Annotated in this window: 16 protein-coding genes; 12 read left to right on the top strand and 4 right to left on the bottom strand. The window is 62.7% G+C overall.

Annotated elements, in window-relative coordinates; translation table 11 throughout:
• Nucleotides 1–6 precede the first annotated feature (6 nt).
• The 5 genes from AC1DXU_RS05375 to AC1DXU_RS05355 all read left to right on the top strand — a co-directional run bounded on the left by AC1DXU_RS05375 (nucleotide 7) and on the right by AC1DXU_RS05355 (nucleotide 4,691).
• Nucleotides 7–1,032, top strand: coding sequence for a zinc-dependent alcohol dehydrogenase (locus tag AC1DXU_RS05375; RefSeq protein ID WP_477365249.1), 1,026 nt, complete (start codon nucleotides 7–9; stop codon nucleotides 1,030–1,032).
• Between the two features lie 32 nt (nucleotides 1,033–1,064).
• Entirely contained in the window at nucleotides 1,065–1,796 is a 732-nt protein-coding gene (gene hutC, locus AC1DXU_RS05370; protein ID WP_477365246.1) for a histidine utilization repressor, read from the top strand.
• A gap of 206 nt (nucleotides 1,797–2,002) precedes the next feature.
• Nucleotides 2,003–3,016 (top strand): ABC transporter substrate-binding protein, encoded by a 1,014-nt coding sequence (locus tag AC1DXU_RS05365; RefSeq protein ID WP_477365243.1) that lies wholly within the window; start codon nucleotides 2,003–2,005, stop codon nucleotides 3,014–3,016.
• Nucleotides 3,017–3,130: 114 nt separating this feature from the next.
• Nucleotides 3,131–3,898, top strand: coding sequence for an ABC transporter permease (locus tag AC1DXU_RS05360; protein WP_477366043.1), 768 nt, complete (start codon nucleotides 3,131–3,133; stop codon nucleotides 3,896–3,898).
• A 10-nt stretch (nucleotides 3,899–3,908) separates the two neighbouring features.
• The gene (locus tag AC1DXU_RS05355) at nucleotides 3,909–4,691 is read left to right on the top strand and encodes an ABC transporter ATP-binding protein (protein WP_477365240.1); all 783 of its coding nucleotides are present in this window, start codon (nucleotides 3,909–3,911) and stop codon (nucleotides 4,689–4,691) included.
• A 114-nt stretch (nucleotides 4,692–4,805) separates the two neighbouring features.
• Here the strand turns inward: AC1DXU_RS05355 and AC1DXU_RS05350 are convergent, their stop codons facing one another.
• From AC1DXU_RS05350 to AC1DXU_RS05340, 3 genes are all read right to left on the bottom strand, one after another.
• Nucleotides 4,806–5,621 (bottom strand): oxidoreductase, encoded by an 816-nt coding sequence (locus AC1DXU_RS05350; protein WP_477313130.1) that lies wholly within the window; start codon nucleotides 5,619–5,621, stop codon nucleotides 4,806–4,808.
• A 66-nt stretch (nucleotides 5,622–5,687) separates the two neighbouring features.
• Nucleotides 5,688–6,980 (bottom strand): beta-ketoacyl-ACP synthase II, encoded by a 1,293-nt coding sequence (gene fabF / locus AC1DXU_RS05345; protein WP_477365237.1) that lies wholly within the window; start codon nucleotides 6,978–6,980, stop codon nucleotides 5,688–5,690.
• Between the two features lie 45 nt (nucleotides 6,981–7,025).
• Nucleotides 7,026–7,604, bottom strand: a complete 579-nt coding sequence (locus tag AC1DXU_RS05340; RefSeq protein WP_477365234.1) for a TetR/AcrR family transcriptional regulator — start codon at nucleotides 7,602–7,604, stop codon at nucleotides 7,026–7,028.
• A 449-nt stretch (nucleotides 7,605–8,053) separates the two neighbouring features.
• Between AC1DXU_RS05340 and AC1DXU_RS05335 the strand changes: the two genes are divergently transcribed.
• From AC1DXU_RS05335 to AC1DXU_RS05305, 7 genes are all read left to right on the top strand, one after another.
• A complete protein-coding gene (locus tag AC1DXU_RS05335; RefSeq protein WP_477366040.1) occupies nucleotides 8,054–9,622 on the top strand; it encodes an ABC transporter substrate-binding protein in 1,569 nt (522 codons plus the stop codon).
• A 178-nt stretch (nucleotides 9,623–9,800) separates the two neighbouring features.
• Nucleotides 9,801–10,784: an ABC transporter permease gene (locus tag AC1DXU_RS05330; RefSeq protein WP_477365231.1), complete on the top strand. Its 984-nt coding sequence runs from the start codon at nucleotides 9,801–9,803 to the stop codon at nucleotides 10,782–10,784.
• A complete protein-coding gene (locus AC1DXU_RS05325) occupies nucleotides 10,781–11,683 on the top strand; it encodes an ABC transporter permease (protein ID WP_477365228.1) in 903 nt (300 codons plus the stop codon). The genes AC1DXU_RS05330 and AC1DXU_RS05325 overlap by 4 nt, the downstream gene beginning before the upstream one ends.
• Nucleotides 11,680–12,495 carry an ABC transporter ATP-binding protein gene (locus AC1DXU_RS05320; protein ID WP_477365225.1) on the top strand — a complete coding sequence of 272 codons (816 nt, stop codon included), beginning with the start codon at nucleotides 11,680–11,682 and terminating at the stop codon, nucleotides 12,493–12,495. Before AC1DXU_RS05325 ends, AC1DXU_RS05320 begins: the two co-directional genes overlap by 4 nt.
• A complete protein-coding gene (locus AC1DXU_RS05315) occupies nucleotides 12,492–13,430 on the top strand; it encodes an ABC transporter ATP-binding protein (RefSeq protein ID WP_477365222.1) in 939 nt (312 codons plus the stop codon). Before AC1DXU_RS05320 ends, AC1DXU_RS05315 begins: the two co-directional genes overlap by 4 nt.
• A 21-nt stretch (nucleotides 13,431–13,451) precedes the next feature.
• Nucleotides 13,452–13,928 carry a GNAT family N-acetyltransferase gene (locus tag AC1DXU_RS05310; RefSeq protein ID WP_477365219.1) on the top strand — a complete coding sequence of 159 codons (477 nt, stop codon included), beginning with the start codon at nucleotides 13,452–13,454 and terminating at the stop codon, nucleotides 13,926–13,928.
• A gap of 28 nt (nucleotides 13,929–13,956) precedes the next feature.
• The gene (locus tag AC1DXU_RS05305) at nucleotides 13,957–15,966 is read left to right on the top strand and encodes a beta-N-acetylhexosaminidase (protein ID WP_477365216.1); all 2,010 of its coding nucleotides are present in this window, start codon (nucleotides 13,957–13,959) and stop codon (nucleotides 15,964–15,966) included.
• 77 nt (nucleotides 15,967–16,043) lie between these two features.
• On the opposite strand, the gene AC1DXU_RS05300 is transcribed toward AC1DXU_RS05305, so the two are convergent.
• Nucleotides 16,044–16,544, bottom strand: a complete 501-nt coding sequence (locus AC1DXU_RS05300) for a peptide deformylase (RefSeq protein WP_477365213.1) — start codon at nucleotides 16,542–16,544, stop codon at nucleotides 16,044–16,046.
• Nucleotides 16,545–16,550 lie beyond the last annotated feature (6 nt).

Raw genomic sequence — 16,550 nt, 5'->3', positions numbered from 1 at the left:
ATCGCCGTGAAAGCCGTACGCCTGCATGGACCCGGTGACTTGCGCGTCGAAGATATCGCAGCGCCAGGCGATCCCGATGCGGGTTGGGTGAAGCTGAAGGTCACAGCCGCGGGCATCTGCGGCTCGGACCTGCATAATTTCCGGACGGGCCAGTGGATAAGCCGGTCTCCGTCGACGGTGGGGCATGAACTGACAGGCGAGGTCATAGCGGTCGGGGAGGGCGTGGACACGGTCGCCATCGGCGACAGGGTCATCGCCGACTCGCGCTTCTGGTGCGGAGACTGCGCCGAGTGCCGCGCCGGGCGGAGGCAGCACTGCCTCTCGCTTGGGTTTGTCGGTGAGGTCTGCGACGGCGGTTTCGCCGAAGAAGCCGTCTTGCCCGCCCGTCTCCTGCACATCGTCGATGCCGCGCTTGACGAGCGGGTCGCGGCAATGGCTGAGCCGCTTGCGGTGGCTTTGCATGCCGTGCGGCGCCTGCCGAAAACGGGACGTTGCGTCCTCGTCACCGGTTGCGGCCCGATAGGCGGTCTCGTTGCCTTGCTGCTCTCCCGAACATTCCAGGGGACCATTCTGGTCACCGATCGCAACCCGAGCCGCTGCGCGCTGGTGGCGCGGGTCACCGGCGCCGTGCCGGTCGAACTGACCCGCGATGCCATCGCCGCGGCCACGTCGCATGCCCCCTTGCTCGCGGCCGTCGAAGCGACAGGCAGCATCGCCGCACTCGAACAGCTGCTGGGTGTTCTCGATCCGGGCGGCGCGATGGCGATGGTCGGCATATTCCATGGCCGTCTCGACGTCGATCCCAACATCCTGGTCGAGCGGGAAATCACATTGCTGGGCTGCCATGCGTTTGCAGACGAACTTCCCGACGCCATTGCGATGCTCGGGGCACTGACAGAGCCGTTGATCGAGCTGATCGACCGCGAGGTCGGCCTCGATGACGTTCCCGCTGCCTATGAGCGGTTGTTGGCGGGGCGAGCCGATGGCTTGAAAACGATTATCCGGATGCGGCAACCTGCAGAGGGCGCATGATTTTCGATGGATTGCCGGAAAGGACTTTGAAAATGAACACCTTGCCCAATACGGCCAGCCCGCTCTACGAGAAGGTGAAGGACTATATCCTGACCAACATCGGGACCGGCCGCTGGAGCAAGGACCGCAAGCTGCCATCCGAAAACGAACTCGTGGCATCGCTCGGCGTGTCGAGGATGACCATCCATCGGGCCTTGCGGGAGCTGACTTCGGCCGGATTTCTGGTCCGCATCCAGGGCGTTGGAACGTTCATTGCGCCGCCTCGGCCGCAGTCGGCCCTGCTTGAGATCAACAACATCGCGGCGGAAATTGTCGGGCGTGGCAACAAGCATCGTTCCGAAGTGCTCGTCCTCGAAACCATCATGCCGGCAAAGGAACTGATGCTTGCCTTCGAGATGGCCAAACGGGTTCCCGTCTACCATTCCGTCGTTGTCAATTTCGAGAACGACCTGCCCGTGCAAGTCGAAGAGCGCTTCGTCAATCCGAGCCTCATCCCCGACTATGACAAGCAGGATTTCACGAAGACGGCGACGTATGACTATCTCATGCAAAAGACCCCGGTGACCGAGGTCGAGCACATCATCTCCGCCATCCCGGCGGATACCGAGACCGCGCTGCATCTGGGCATCGAGGTCGGCGATTGCTGCCTCTTTCTGCATCGCCGCACATGGACCGGCGCCGTGGTCGCGACGATCAGCAAACTGACCTACGCAGGCAGCCGCTACGCCCTCGGCAGTCGCTATTCTCCGTCCAGAAATGCCTGACCATTGGGCTCCACATGGGAAGCCATCACTTGTATATGCATGTATGTATTTTTACTTCTTGACAACGGCTTTCGGCGACGTTGAAATGCCTTTGCACTTCCATGAAGGCTGCGGAAAAACGCCAGGGCAAGAGCCGCGAGAGCAGAACCCGCCTTCTCACCAGACCGGTGCTTTGTTGAAGAAGTGATCCGGCATCAAGGGGAACAATGACGATGCTTAACCTCACAGGACAATTTCGCGCGCTGTTCATGGCTGCGGCCATCGGCATCGCCGCCAGTCAGGCCGCAGGCGCGGCCGATGCGACCATTCCGACCACGCCCGAGGCGGGCTCGTTCAAGATCGGCATCGAACCGTGGCTCGGATATGGCCAGTGGCATGTCGCCGAGGCCAAGGGCCTGTTCAAGGCAAACGGGTTGGCGGACGTGCAGATCGTCAACTTTGCCGAGGACAAGGATATCAACGCCGCCCTGGCGAGCGGCCAGCTCGATGCCGCCAACATCGCAACGCACACGGCGATGGGCATGGTTGCCGCCGGACTGCCGGTGAAAATCGTGCTGTTGCTCGATGTCTCGATGACGGCCGATGCCATGATCGCCGGCAAGGACATCACATCGGTCAAGGATCTGAAGGGTAAGCAGGTCGCCTTCGAGGAAGGCACGACCAGCGATATCCTGCTCAAATATGCGCTCGCCAAAAACGGCATGACGATCGACGATGTCCAGCCGGTGCCGATGCCGGCGTCAGATGCGGGCGGGGCGCTGATCGCCGGTCAGGTTCCGGTCGCGGTCACCTATGAGCCTTATCTCACCGTGGCCATGGCACAGAACAAGGATGTCAAGCTGATCTTCACCGCCGGTGAGGATCCCGGCCTGATCAGCGACGTGCTGGTGGTGCGCGATGAAGTGATCAAGTCGCGTCCGGGGCAGGTGCTGGCCATGATCAAGACCTGGGACGCAGCCCTGAAGGACTACAATGCCGATACGCCCGGTGGCCGCGCCATCATCTCCAAGGCTGTCGGTTCGAGCGTCGAAGACCTCAACACCGCCTTTGACGGCGTGCGCTACTATTCGCTCGCCGAAAACAAGACGGCGTTGACCGGCGATTTCTCGACCAAGACGTTTGCCGATGTCGAAGCCGCCGCCAAGAACGCCAAGCTGCTTCAGGCCGACGTGACGCCCGAGCAGATGATCGACCCGGCATTCGTCAAGGCAGCTGAGTGACGAAGGCCTGACGTGGCAACGAAAACGGCCGAGGAGCGTGCTGTGACCACGAGCCCGCCTCCCGAGCCAGTCACGAAACGCGCGCCGGCGCGCCGCCGATCCTCAGGGATCGGCGTGCCCATCGCCCGGTCGCGCTTCGTGATGATTGCCGTCGCAGTCTTCGTCGGGCTTGGTCTTGCCTGGTGGGCGGCGACGGGCCTTGGCGCGGTGAAGGCCATCTTCCTGCCATCGCCCGGCAGTGTGGCAAGCCAGCTTGCCAAGCTCGCCGGCGATGGCACGCTGTGGATCGATCTCAAGGCGTCGATGTACCGAATTTCCATCGGATTCTTGATTGCCTCGGCCCTGGCGATCCCGATCGGCGTGCTGATCGGCAGTTTCAGGTCGTGGGAAGCAGCGGTCGAGCCGCTGGTGGATTTCATCCGCTACATGCCGGTGGTCGCTTTCGTGCCCCTGTCCATCCTCTGGGCCGGTACGGCAGATACGCAGAAGTTCCTGATCATCTTCATCGGCACCTTCTTTCAGCAGGTCCTGATGATCATGGACAATGTGAAGCGGGTGCCGAAGGACTTCATCGGCCTTGGGCGGACCCTCGGCCTGCCGGATCGCAAGATCCTGACCCGCATCGTGGTGCCGAGTGCCTTGCCGGGTATCTGGGACACGTTGCGCATCAGCCTCGGCTGGGCCTGGACATGGCTCGTGCTGGCGGAACTCGTCGCGGCGACCTCCGGCCTCGGCTATCGCATCACCGTGTCGCAGCGCTATTTCCAGACCAACACCATCATCGGCTACATCCTGCTGCTGGGCGTGCTTGGGTTGGTCACGGACCAGGTCATGAAGGCGCTCGAGAAAGTGCTGTTCCGGCAGGATGGCCAGTCGCAATGAGATGCAGCCGATGAGTGTTCCCAAATTGCACATCGGAGGCCTCCACAAGAGCTTCGGCTCGGGGGAGCGGCGCACGGAAGTGCTGCGGGATATCAATCTCGATCTTGCCGACAACGAGTTTGTCTCGCTGGTGGGCACATCGGGTTGCGGCAAGAGCACGCTGCTTTCGATCGTCGCGGGACTTCAGGATTTCGACGCCGGCGAGCTTGCCATCGACGGCGCCCCAATCCTTCAGCCGGGGCTCGACCGCGGCGTCGTCTTCCAATCCTACACACTGCTTCCCTGGCTGACGGCGCAGCAGAACATCGAATTTGCCCTCAAGGCCGCTGGCCATGACCGTTCGACCTGCCGGCGGATCGCGCTCGAGCATCTCGACCTGGTCAAGCTGCCGCATTGCGCCGATCGCTATCCATCCGAACTTTCAGGCGGCATGAAGCAGCGCGTCGCCATTGCCCGCGCGCTTTCCTATCGACCCAAAATGCTGCTGATGGACGAGCCCTTTGGCGCGCTGGATGCCTTGACCAGGCATCAGATGCAGGAACTCCTGACCCAGATCTGGGAAGAGCACCGGCTGACGGTGCTGTTCGTCACCCATGACATCGAGGAGGCCGTCTATCTCTCGGACCGGATTGTCGTCATGGGCATTGGCCCCGGACGCATCACCCAGACCTTCAATGTCGATATTGAGCGTCCACGCCGCGAAGAGGTCATGGAAACGCCGGCGTTCATGGATCTGCAGCGCGGCGTGCACAAGGCGATCCGCGAGGCGTCAAAACGCCCTGAAATGGCGTAGGCACGCGGCGGTTGAGTTTTGGCGGCGCATTCACGTCGAAAATGTCAGCCGGCGACCAAGGCTTGGGACACGCTTCTCCGTTCGAGGGACGCAATGGCAGCGCAGCCCGAACCGTCAGACCGGCAGCCCGAGCTGCTTTCGCAGGCTTTTGTCGAATGCGGACGCGGGAACGAACCGGCGCAGGAAACTGACCTGGCGCGCCATCTTTCCCGCCGCATAGCGTTTTTTTGGAGCGGGATCGGTCGCAGCGGCCAAAACGGTCTTGGCTACCACTTCGGGCGCATCGCCTGTTTCCATCGCTTTCCGCACGGCTACAGTCATGCCAGCGCGCGCGGAGTCATAGATTTCAAGCAACTGATCGGGGGCGGCGAGATTGTCCTCGAATGACGTGCGGGTATAGGCAGGCTCCACCAACGAAACGCGAATGCCGAACGGGCGCAATTCGTGATCGAGCGATTCGGAATAGCCCTCGATGGCATGTTTGGTCGACGCGTAAAGCGCGAAATAGGGAGCGGGGATAAACCCCTGCACCGAACTCAAATTAACGATTCTGCCCTTCCCTTGGCGTCGCATTGCCGGCAACACCGCGTTGGTCATGCGGAAAACGCCGAAGACGTTCACGTCGAACAGCGCCTGGGCCTGGGCGGTCGAGGACTCCTCCGCGCCGCCAAACAGCCCCATGCCGGCATTGTTGACAAGCAGGTCGATGCGCCCGGCCTTTGCCAGGACGTCATCGACCATTTTCGCAACGGACGCGTCGTCGGTCACATCGCAGGTCAGCATGGTAACGCCGTCGGATTGCTTGGAGGCCGTGCGACGGCTGGTTCCGAATACGTGAAAGCCCGCGTTCCGTAGGGTGTTGGCGGTTGCGCGCCCGATGCCGGAGGATGCCCCTGTCACCAGGGCGACGCCAGGATTGGTCTTGTTCATGGAAATCATGTCTTTCTTTGCGTTGGATCGGAGTGGGAGAAGCATGAAAGGTCGGAGCAAAGGGCGTCAGTTGTGAGCGTCCTTGACGCTCGCGTCGGGCCAGCGCCTAAACAACGCGCTGGCATTCACGCCGCCAAAGCCGAAGCCATTTGAGATCGCATACTCCATCGCCATTGGCCGGGGCTCGTTTGCGACGAAGTCGATGCCGTCGGCGGCCGGATCGGGAGCGCTCAAATTGAGCGTCGGCGGTGCCACCTGATCCCTGAGCGCCAGGATCGCGAAGATGGCACCAAGCCCGCCGGCCGCTCCGAGAAGGTGTCCGGTCGCCGATTTCGTTGCGCTGACAGCTATCGCGAAATCGCGCCCGAACAGGCTCTTGATCGCTTCGATCTCACCCAGGTCGCCGACTGGCGTGGAGGTCGCATGCGCATTGAGGTGACGAACCTCGCGCGGCGAAATCCCTGCTTGCGCAATGGCGATCTGCATGGCTCGGCGCGCACCGTCGCCGTCCTCAGGACCGGAAGTGACGTGATGAGCATCCGCGGTCGTCCCGTAGCCGACGAGCTCGGCCAGCGGTTTTGCGCCGCGCGCCAGCGCGTGGCTCAACTCCTCGATGACCAGCACGCCGGCTCCTTCGCCCATGACGAAGCCGTCGCGCGACTTGTCGAACGGCCGGGAGGCCTCATCAGGACGGTGATTAAAGGAGGTCGAAAGAGAGCGTGCCGCGGCAAACCCACCGAGGCTGACGATATTCATGCATGCTTCCGTCCCGCCGCACACGGCAATATCGGCTTCATTGGCGCGGATAAGACGAGCCGCATCGCCGATCGCCTGGATGCCGGCCGCGCACGCCGTCACCGGCGCGCCGAGCGGACCTTTGAAGCCATGGCGGATCGAGATGTGACCTGCCGCAAGATTCACCAGGAAGGACGGCACCGTAAACGGCGACAGGCGGCGGACACCGCGCGTGTCCACCGTGCGCACCGCCTCGGTGATGGCGGGAAACCCGCCGATCCCTGAAGCGATGATCGTGGCTGTGCGCAGGCGATCCGTTTCCAAGGCAGGCTTCCATTTCGCCTGCGCAAGCGCCTCTTCCGCCGCAGCCAGCGCAAAGACAATGAACCGGTCTACCTTGCGCTGATCTTTCGCAGACAGGACGACATCGGGATCGAAACCGGCGTCCGGATCTTCTTCCAAGGAGGGCACCACGCCGCCGATCTTCGCCGGCAGGTCTCCCACCACATCGTCCGGAAGCCTACGGATGCCCGAACGACCTGCCAAGAGGCGCGACCAGGACGCTTCGACATTGGCGGCAAGGGGCGTGACCGCTCCCATGCCGGTAACAACAATCCGTCGCATCTATTCTCCTATCACTTGGGTGTACCGGCAGCGCTGCCCACGCGTTCAAGCCGCGACTGTTTCGCGAACCTGATCTGTCGCCGCACCCAGAAAAGCCTGTGCAAGGTCGGGATCGTTGACGACCCGCGAGAGGAGCACCGCGCCGACCATTGTCGAGAGAATGGCCATGGCCTTGCCCTCCGACTCCTCTGCATTGGTCTCGGCAACCAAACGGCCGAGGATCTCGAGATGCTCCTTGATGCCGGCTTCGAACGACGCTTTCACGTCCGTGCCCTGCCTGGCAGCATCCGAACCGAGCGCCACGACCGGACAGCCGTCCATCTTTTCTCCGCGGTGATCCATACTGAGGTAGAATCCGATGACCGCGCCCAGCGGATCCTCAGGGTTCGCCGCAGTTGCGGCCGACCATCGGTGGGTGGCGCTCTCCATCGCCCGCCTGGAAGCCTGCGCAGCCAGATCCTCCTTTGACGCGAATTGCTTGTAAAAGGCGCCCTGGGTCAGTCCGGCACCCTTCATCAAATCCTTGAGGCCGATGCCGTCAAAGCCGCGCTCCCGAAAGAGGCGGCTTGCGACGTTGATTACGGTTTCGCGGTTTTCCGCAGCCTGACTACGACTCACACGCATCGTCAGTCTCCCTTTAGAGTTCATTCGCAATCTATACCTCATATAGATTACGAACGCAATCTATCAAAAGGAGATAAGAGACGATCCGCAGGGCATCAATCCAACGCAATTTCGCACCGCCGGCATGTGTGCCAGCCTTGGGCAACCAGCGGTTCTGCGTACCTCAACCGGCATTGCTGAACAGGGGCGTTGACGGCGACACCGTTTCCCACTTAGGATTAAATCAAATTGATTTATCTTATTCGCCCGAAGAGGCGGAATGGCAATCAACCAAGGGGAAATGAAGCATGACCGCCAAGCTGCCACACCCGAACCTGAGTCACCCGCAAGACCTGTCGACGGCGATTTCACGCTGGCGGCTGTTGATTGGCACGGCACTCGCCGCCGCGACCATTGCCACCGTTTTTCCTGTCGGCGTGAGATCGGCGTCCGCCGAATCCGTGCTCGCCATGCACATCGAAGAGCAGACGAGCTGGGTGCAGAATTTCAACCCGTTCGATCTCGGCGGGCGCCGTCAGAGCACCATGGATTTCGTCTATGAACCGCTGGTCATCTTCAACGACTATGATGGCGGCAAGCCGATCTACCGGCTGGCGACGGGTTATAAATTCTCCGACGACTTGAAGTCGATCACCTACACGTTGCGCGACGGCGTCAAATGGTCGGATGGCCAGCCGCTGACTTCGGCCGACATGAAATTCACGCTCGACCTGATGCTGAAGAACCCGGCGGTCGACACTGTCGGTGTCGGGAGCAGCGTCGCCTCGGTCGAAGCGCCGTCGCCGACCGAAGTCAAGATCACGCTGAAGGACATCGACACGCACTTTCCCGAATCGATGGCCGATTTCCCCGTGGTGCCCGAGCACATCTGGAAGGACGTCGCCGATCCGCTCGCCTTCAAGAACGAGAAGCCTGTGGGATCGGGTCCGATGACGGAGATCCGCCGCTTCACGCCGCAGGTCTACGAACAGTGCCGCAATCCGAACTACTGGGATGCCGCCTCGCTGCATGTCGACTGCCTGAAGCTGCCGCAGATCGCCGGCAACGACCAGATGCTGGCGCTGTTGCCGGAGGGGTCGATGGACTGGATCGGCTCGTTCCTGCCGGAGATCGACAAGACCTACGTCGCGCTCGACAAGGACCACAATGGCTACTGGCAGCCGCCGGCGGAAACCATCGCTTTCCAGATGAATTTCAAGACGGCCAAACCGGCGCTGGCCGAAGCCTTCAACGACATCAATTTCCGCCACGCCTTCAGCCTGGTCATGGACCGCACGGCAATGGTCGATATTGCCGGCTTCGGCTATCCGGTGGTCAATCTGCATGCCAGCGGCCTGCCGCCGCGGTTCGACGCCTGGCGCAACAAGGCAGCCGAAGGCGACAAGGACGTGTGGATGACCTACGACGTCGACAAGGCCAACAAGGTGCTTGACGACGCCGGCTACAAGAAAGGCGCCGACGGCATGCGCACCACGCCGAAGGGCGAGCCGATCGCGTTCTCGATCATCGTTCCCAATGGCTGGACCGACTGGATCGACGCCGTTCAGATCGCCACCGAAGGCCTGCGCAAGGCCGGCATCAACGCTTCGGTGGCGACGCCGGAATACGAGCAATGGCAAAAGCAGATTCTCGACGGTTCGTTCGATGCGGTCATGAACTCCCGCGCCGACGGCCCGACACCGTTCCGTGGCTATTACCAGTCGCTGTCGACGGCCTTTGCCGGGCGCATCACCAGCGCACCGTCGCGCTATTCCAATCCGGAGCTGGACAAGGTTTTCGATGCCTACCGAAAGGCGACCACCGACGACGAGCGCAAGAAACTGTTCGATCAGGTGCAGGTGATCATCGCCGACAATTTTCCGGTCGTGCCGGTGTTCAACGGACCGACCTGGTACCAGTATTCGACCAAGCGTTTCACCGGCTGGGTGACCAAGGACGAGCCGGTGATGAACCCTGAAAACCACGACAACAACCGTCTGCGGCTGATGCATTTGCTGCGCCTGAAGCCCGTGCAATAATTTGGGTAAGCGCCCTTCTCCTCCTTGAGGGGAGGGGCGTCCCTGCCTTGCCTTTGGCAAGCAGCAGGGCAGGCGTCGCCAGGTCGGACGACGGTGCTGACGAAGCAGCCGACGTCCGCTTCCATCCGTTACCTTCTCTGACAGGAGGAGAAGGCAAACCGAGCGCAAGGACAGGTGAATGCGGATTCCTCTTCGACGACTTGGGGTCTACTTCGTCGCATTCCTGTTCGCTATCGTCATGAATTTCACGGTGCCCCGGCTGATGCCGGGAAGTCCGGTCGACGGCATGATCGCGCAGCTGGGGCCACGCGCGACGCCGGCGGCGATCGAAGCCATCAAGGCCCGCTTCGGCGCCGTCGAACAGCCGATCCTGGGGCAGTTCGTCGATTATATCACCGGTCTCGCCAGGTTCGATCTCGGCGTGTCGGTCAAATACTACCCGCAGACCGTCACCCAGGTTCTGGCCCGCTCCGCCGGCTGGACCGCCTTCCTGGTCACCACGGCGATCATGTTTTCCCTCTGCGTTGGAGTCTCCCTCGGCGCAGTGGCAGCCTGGCGGCGGGGCGGACGCTTCGATGCGTTCGTCTCGCCGTTTTCTGTCGTGTTGATCGCGATCCCTCCGGTCATCATCGGACTGGCGACCTTGTTCACCTTTGGCGTGACGCTGCGCTGGTTCCCGGTCGGCTATGCCTACAATCCCGACCTCGATCCGGGGCTGAACTTCACCTTTTTCGGCAGCGTCTTCTGGCACGCGATCATGCCGGTGCTGACCCTGTCGCCCTATCTGATCGGCGAGTTCCAGACGACGACGCGCTCCTCGATGATATCGGTGCTTGGCGAGGACTATGTCACCATGGGCCGCGCCAAGGGGCTCGGCGAGACGATGGTGATGTTTTCCTACGCGCTGCGAAACGCCATGCTGCCGGTGCTGACCAATCTCGCGCTGATGCTCGGCGCCGTGTTTGGCGGCTCGATCGTGACCGAGATCGTCTTCAACTATCCCGGCCTCGGGCTGACGCTGTTTACCGCCAGCGTCGCGCGCGACTATCCGGTCATCCAGGGCCAGCTGCTTTTGATGACGATGGCGACGCTCGGCGCGAATCTTTTGGTCGATCTTCTCTACGGCGTCGTCGATCCACGCATTCGGGAGGAGCGGGCATGAATTTCGGTTGGCGACTTTTGTGGCGGCAGAAGAAGGCCGTCGCCGGCCTGATCATCGTCACGGCGCTCTGCCTGATGGCGCTGCTGGCGCCGATCCTCGCGCCGACCGATCCTGGCGAGCGCGTCGGCCGCTCGCATCAACCGCCGACCGTCGAGCATTATTTCGGCACCACGAAGATGGGCCGCGACGTCTATGCGCAATTCGTCTGGGGCGCGCGCCCGTCGCTGGCGGTCGGCTTCGCCACGGGCCTGTTCATCACCGCGCTCGGCACCATCATCGGGCTTGTCGCCGGCTACTTCGGCGGCCGCACCGACGCCACGCTCGATCTGATCACCAATGCGGTGCTGGTGATCCCCAACATTCCGCTGTTGATCCTGCTCGCCTCTTTCGCCGGCACGGTCGGACCTGTCGCCATCATGATGATCATTGCGCTGACCTCATGGCCGTGGGGCGCGCGCATGACGCGATCGCAGACGCTGGCACTCAGGAACCGTGAGTTCGTGACCGCCGCGCGCATGGTCGGCGAGCCGTCATGGCGGATCATTTTCGTCGAGATCCTGCCCAATCTGGTGCCGCTGATCGGCATCAACATCGTCGGCTCGATCATCTACGCCATCGTGGCGCAGACGACGCTCGAATACCTTGGCTTCGGCGATCCGCTCAACGTCACCTGGGGGACGATGCTCTACAATGCGCAGAATTCGTCCGCCATCATCGTCGGTGCCTGGTGGGACATCGGCGCGCCGGCCGCCGGCATCGCGCTGGTCGGGCTGGGCCTGGCGCTCTTGAACTTCACCTTCGACGAGATCGCCAACCCGCAGCTGCGCTCCGGTCCGGCGCTCAGCCGCTGGCTGCGCCTCAACCGTCTGCGCAAGCATGAGCTGGAGGCGGCACGGTGAGCGAGGCACTGCTGCAGATCCGCGACCTCAGCGTCGACTATTTGCTCGACAAGGGAGCTTTCCGCGCGGTCAAGAACGTATCCTTCGACATCGGCCGCGGCGAACTGTTCGGGCTGGCCGGTGAATCCGGCTGCGGCAAAAGCACGATCGCCTATGCCATCACGCGCCTCGCCAAGGCGCCGGCCTGGGTGGCGGGCGGCGAAATCCTGCTCGACGGCGAGGACCTTTTGAAACTGCCTGAAAGCCGGCTGCAAGAGGTGCGCTGGCGGCGCATCGGCATGGTCTTCCAGAGCGCGATGAATTCGCTCAATCCGCTGATGCGGGTCGAGGCGCAGTTCCACGATGTGCTGCGCCGGCATACCGGTTCATCGCGCGAAAAATCGCGGGCGCGGGCGGAAGAGATGTTCAAGCTGGTCGGCATCCCGGCCAGCCGGCTTGGCGACTACCCGCATCAGTTCTCAGGCGGCATGCGCCAGCGCATCGTCATTGCCATCTGCCTGGCGCTGAAGCCGGAGTTGATCATCATGGACGAGCCGACGACGGCTCTCGACGTGGTCGTGCAGCGCGAGATTCTCGAACAGGTCATCGACCTGCAACGCGGCTACGGGTTCTCGGTGCTGTTCATCACCCATGATCTGCACCTGATGGCGCAGCTCTGCCACCGCATCGGGGTGATGCTGAAGGGCGAACTGGTCGAGATCGGTGACGTCCGGCAGGTCAGCCGCGCCCCGGCGCACGACTACACGCGAAAACTCTGGGGCGCGATCCCGCAACTGCCCGGCCACCCCTTGGCAAATGGAGCGGCCGTATGAACGCCGTGCCGACGACCCCAATTGCCACGATCGAGGCCGAACCGATCATCAGGCTGGACGGCATCGAGCGCAGCTTCGGTCTTGTGCAGGCATTGCGCGGTATCTCGCTGTCGCTGCGGGGCGGGCGTGCGTTGGCATTGGTTGGCGAGTCCGGCTGCGGCAAGACCACTTGCGCCCGCATCATTGCGCGCATGGATGCGCCCACCGGTGGCGACATGTTCTTCCGCGGCCGCGACGTGACGCGAACCGGCACGGCGGCCGGAGAGAAGGCCTATCGCCGTGCCGTGCAGATGGTGTTCCAGGATCCATTCGCCTCGCTCAATCCGGTGTTTTCGGTGCAGCATCATCTCGCCCGGCCGCTGGCGCTGCATGGCCACGCCAAAAGCAAGGCCGAGCAAGTGCGCGGCGTCGCCGATCTGCTTGACTGGGTCGGGCTGGAGCCGGCGCTGACGGCGCACAAGTTTCCGCACGAGCTTTCGGGCGGCCAGCGCCAGCGCGTCAACATCGCCCGTGCGCTCGCCGTTCAGCCGGAGGTTCTGGTTGCAGATGAGCCGACCTCGATGCTCGATGTCTCGATCCGTCTCGGCATCCTCGATCTCCTGGCGCGCATCAAGCGCGAGCGGCAACTGGCGCTGCTCTATATCACCCACGACATCGCCACCGCGGCCCATGTTGCCGAAGAGGTGATCGTGATGTTTGCGGGACAGATGGTCGAGTGGGGCGACACGCGTGCCGTGATCGGCGATGCCCGCCATCCCTATACGCGGCTGCTGCTTTCAGCCGTACCGGACCCGGAACGGCCTTTCATCGCCGGCGACAGCGCCCGTTTTCTGGGCCACGCCGAGGAGGTGCGCCGCTTGAGCCGCCCAACCTCGACAGTGGTCGACCAGGTCGGGCCGAACCATTTCGTCCGCGCGCTCGGTACGGTTTCCTGACATTCACGCCGGAAGGTTTTCATGGACTATCTCGTCAATCTCTCGCTGCTTGCCCCCGATCCGGAACTCGACGCGCGCGTCCGCGGTGCCGCTGTCACCATTCGCCGGGCGCTGGCGCCGGAACTCGAACTGGTCACCGGCTGGGTGCGGCAAAAATTCAGCGCCGGGTGGGCGGGCGAGACGGCCGTTTCGATGATGCGCCAGCCGCCGACCTGTTTCCTGGCCACCAAGGGGGAAAAACTGGTCGGCTTTGCCTGCCATGAATCGATCGCCCGCGGCTTTTTTGGCCCCACAGGTGTCGACGAAGCGGTGCGCGGCCAAGGCATCGGCCACGCGCTGCTGCTGGCCTCACTGCTCGACCTCAAGACCATGGGCTATGCCTACGCCATCATTGGCGATGTCGGCCCGTCCGAATTCTACGAACGCACCGTCGGCGCGACGCAAATCCCCAATTCGGAACCCGGCATTTATGCCGGCCTCTTGAAGTCGGCCGACTGATCTTTTCACGCTTACACATGAGATTGCCATGACCGAGACACTTGCCCTGCGGCTGGAGAGTTTTTGGACGCCCGCATCCGACGGCCAGGCGCTGGCCTATTCGCTCAAACTCACCAACGCCTCAAGTGGGGCCCTGCAGGATTTCCGCCTCTGCATTAGCGGTCCGGCGCGGATCGATCCCGCAGCCGCGGTGGAAGGCGCCGCACTGGTCAATCGCGTGTCGAACCATGCCGAGTTCGCGCCGCCCGCCGGCTTCGTGCTTGAACCCGGTGCGGCCTGGACATTGACGGCGCGCGGCCTGAGCTACCCGCTGCGCCACTGGACGGATGGCGCCACCGGCGCCTATCTCGTGCTGGCCGATGGCAGCGTCCAGCGCATCGCCGTCGAACCGACGAAGGCCAAGGGCGACAACGCGCCGCTGAAGCGCGGCGCCGAGCCCTATCCGGTGCCGACTGTCGCGCCAGTCCCCATCTCGGTGATCCCCTGGCCGCGCCAGGTCGAAGTGTCCGGCGTTTTGCCGGCACCCGCCGGCATCGACCCGAGGCCAGAAGGCGAGGAGGCCGAGGCCGCGGTGGCCGCCTTTGCCGAACTTAACGCCAGGCTGTTCCCTGTCGAAGGCCTTATGCGCCCGGCTGCGGAAGGCGGCTTTCCGGTCAATCTGTCCCGCAAGGACAGGTTCGGACCGGAAGCCTATGCGATCGATTTTGCAGCCGTCGGGGCAACGATTTCGGCGTCCACGCGCACGGGATTTCTCTACGGGCTGGTCACGCTTGGCCAGATCCTGCGCGGCGCCCGAAAGCATCCCGCAACCTTTGTCTTCCCGGCGCGGGGAGACATCCACGACGACCCGTCGCTCGGCTGGCGCGGCTGCCATCTCGATACGGCACGCCAGTTCTACGCCTCGGCCGAGATCGAGCAGTTCCTCGCCATTTTTGCCTGGAACAAGCTCAACCGTTTCCATTGGCATCTCTCCGATGACGAGGCATGGCGGGTCGAAATCGACGCATACCCTGCGCTCACCAGCATCGGCGCCTGGCGCGGCCATGGCCTGCCGATCCCCTCGCTGCTTGGTTCGGGTCCCGGAAAGACTGGCGGCTACTATACCAAGGCGGCGATCCGCGAGATCGTCACGCTTGCCGGCCGTTTCGGCATCGAGGTGGTGCCGGAGATCGACGTGCCCGGCCACTGCTACGCCATGCTCGAGGCGCTGCCCGAGCTGCGCGATCCCGGTGAGCATGGTCAGTATTTTTCCGTGCAGGGATTTCCTAACAACTGCCTCAACCCGGCACGCGAGGAAACCTACCGCGTGCTCGAAACGATCTTCGACGAGATGATCGAGCTGTTCCCGTTCAAGGCGATCCATGTCGGCGCCGACGAAGTGCCGATCGGCGCATGGTCGGGCTCGCCGCAAGCGCTGCATCGGCTTGCCGAACTCGGCGGCGAGCGGATGGCGCAGTCGCACGCCAAACGGCTCGGCGTGGTGACCAACACGCATGGCGCCGACGAGATCGACGGCTCGGGGGCTGCCCTGCTGCAAGCCCAGTTCCTTAAGCGGATACAAACATTCCTTGCTTCCCGCGGGTGCATCACCGGCGGCTGGGAAGAAGCCGCGCACGGCAACGTCATCGACAAGACGAAGTGCTACCTCAATGGCTGGCGCAACGTCGAAGTTTCGGCAGCACTGGCAGGCGAAGGCTATGACATCGTCGTCAATCCCGGGCAGGTCTACTACCTCGACATGGCCAACAGCCAGGAATGGTCGGAACCGGGCGCCGCCTGGGCCGGCTGGTCATCGCCCGAGAAGCTTTACGGCTTCGATCCTGTGGAAGGCTGGAGTGCGGCGCAGAAGAAGCATTTCCTCGGCGTGCAATGCTGCATCTGGTCGGAGCCGATGACCGACCGTGCCGTCTTCGATCGGCTGGTTTTTCCCAGGCTTTCAGCGCTTGCCGAGACCGGCTGGACGGTGCCGGAGCGAAAATCCTGGGAGCGGTTCAGCGCACTCGCCGGACTGATGCCTGTGCTCTACGGGTTGTCCTAGAGTCTTTGTTTTTACGCTATTCCGGTCGGAAAACCGCTCACACTTTTCCTGGAATTGCTTTAGCGCCGGACTTCCGTTCAGGACAACCGCATCAGTTTGTCGTAGCGTTTGGTCAGCCGGTCGCGCTTCAAGCGCGACAGCCTGTGCGTCCAGAAGATACCGTCGAGTTGATCGATCTCATGCTGGTGGCAAATCGCCAGCAGACCCTCGGCATCCTCGAAACGCTCGTTGCCGTCGAGATCCTGATAGCGAACACGCACGCTTGCGTGTCGCTCGACCTCTTCGGTGACGCCGGGCATCGAAACGCTGCCTTCCGCATGGCGGATCATTTCGGGCGAGGCCTGGATGACAGATGGATTGACATAGATTCCCGGCTTTGCGGCAGAAGGCAGCTGGATCACGACCAAGCGTTTCAAAATGCCAATATGCGGGCCAGTGATGCCGATTCCGGGTGCCGCGCGCATAGTGTCGATGAGATCGCCCGCCAGGCTCGACAAGTCGTTGTCGAACAGCTGGATTGGCTCCGCGACAGCGCGTAGGAGCGGATTGGGAAATCTTACGATCGATCGAACCGCCATAGGCGT

The organism is Mesorhizobium sp. P3_A10, assembly GCF_056403175.1.
The sequence above is the reverse complement of the archived record's forward strand: the minus strand, read 5'-3'. Positions and strand labels throughout refer to the sequence as shown.

What these genes read in the sequence shown, in the direction of transcription:
- hutC (WP_477365246.1), top strand. Translation starts at nt 1,065, where the DNA reads ATGAACACCTTGCCCAATACGGCCAGCCCGCTCTACGAGAAGGTGAAG.
- AC1DXU_RS05365 (WP_477365243.1), top strand. Translation starts at nt 2,003, where the DNA reads ATGACGATGCTTAACCTCACAGGACAATTTCGCGCGCTGTTCATGGCT.
- AC1DXU_RS05355 (WP_477365240.1), top strand. Translation starts at nt 3,909, where the DNA reads ATGAGTGTTCCCAAATTGCACATCGGAGGCCTCCACAAGAGCTTCGGC.
- AC1DXU_RS05350 (WP_477313130.1), bottom strand. Translation starts at nt 5,621, where the DNA reads ATGAACAAGACCAATCCTGGCGTCGCCCTGGTGACAGGGGCATCCTCC.
- fabF (WP_477365237.1), bottom strand. Translation starts at nt 6,980, where the DNA reads ATGCGACGGATTGTTGTTACCGGCATGGGAGCGGTCACGCCCCTTGCC.
- AC1DXU_RS05340 (WP_477365234.1), bottom strand. Translation starts at nt 7,604, where the DNA reads ATGCGTGTGAGTCGTAGTCAGGCTGCGGAAAACCGCGAAACCGTAATC.
- AC1DXU_RS05335 (WP_477366040.1), top strand. Translation starts at nt 8,054, where the DNA reads ATGCACATCGAAGAGCAGACGAGCTGGGTGCAGAATTTCAACCCGTTC.
- AC1DXU_RS05330 (WP_477365231.1), top strand. Translation starts at nt 9,801, where the DNA reads ATGCGGATTCCTCTTCGACGACTTGGGGTCTACTTCGTCGCATTCCTG.
- AC1DXU_RS05325 (WP_477365228.1), top strand. Translation starts at nt 10,781, where the DNA reads ATGAATTTCGGTTGGCGACTTTTGTGGCGGCAGAAGAAGGCCGTCGCC.
- AC1DXU_RS05315 (WP_477365222.1), top strand. Translation starts at nt 12,492, where the DNA reads ATGAACGCCGTGCCGACGACCCCAATTGCCACGATCGAGGCCGAACCG.
- AC1DXU_RS05310 (WP_477365219.1), top strand. Translation starts at nt 13,452, where the DNA reads ATGGACTATCTCGTCAATCTCTCGCTGCTTGCCCCCGATCCGGAACTC.
- AC1DXU_RS05305 (WP_477365216.1), top strand. Translation starts at nt 13,957, where the DNA reads ATGACCGAGACACTTGCCCTGCGGCTGGAGAGTTTTTGGACGCCCGCA.
- AC1DXU_RS05300 (WP_477365213.1), bottom strand. Translation starts at nt 16,544, where the DNA reads ATGGCGGTTCGATCGATCGTAAGATTTCCCAATCCGCTCCTACGCGCT.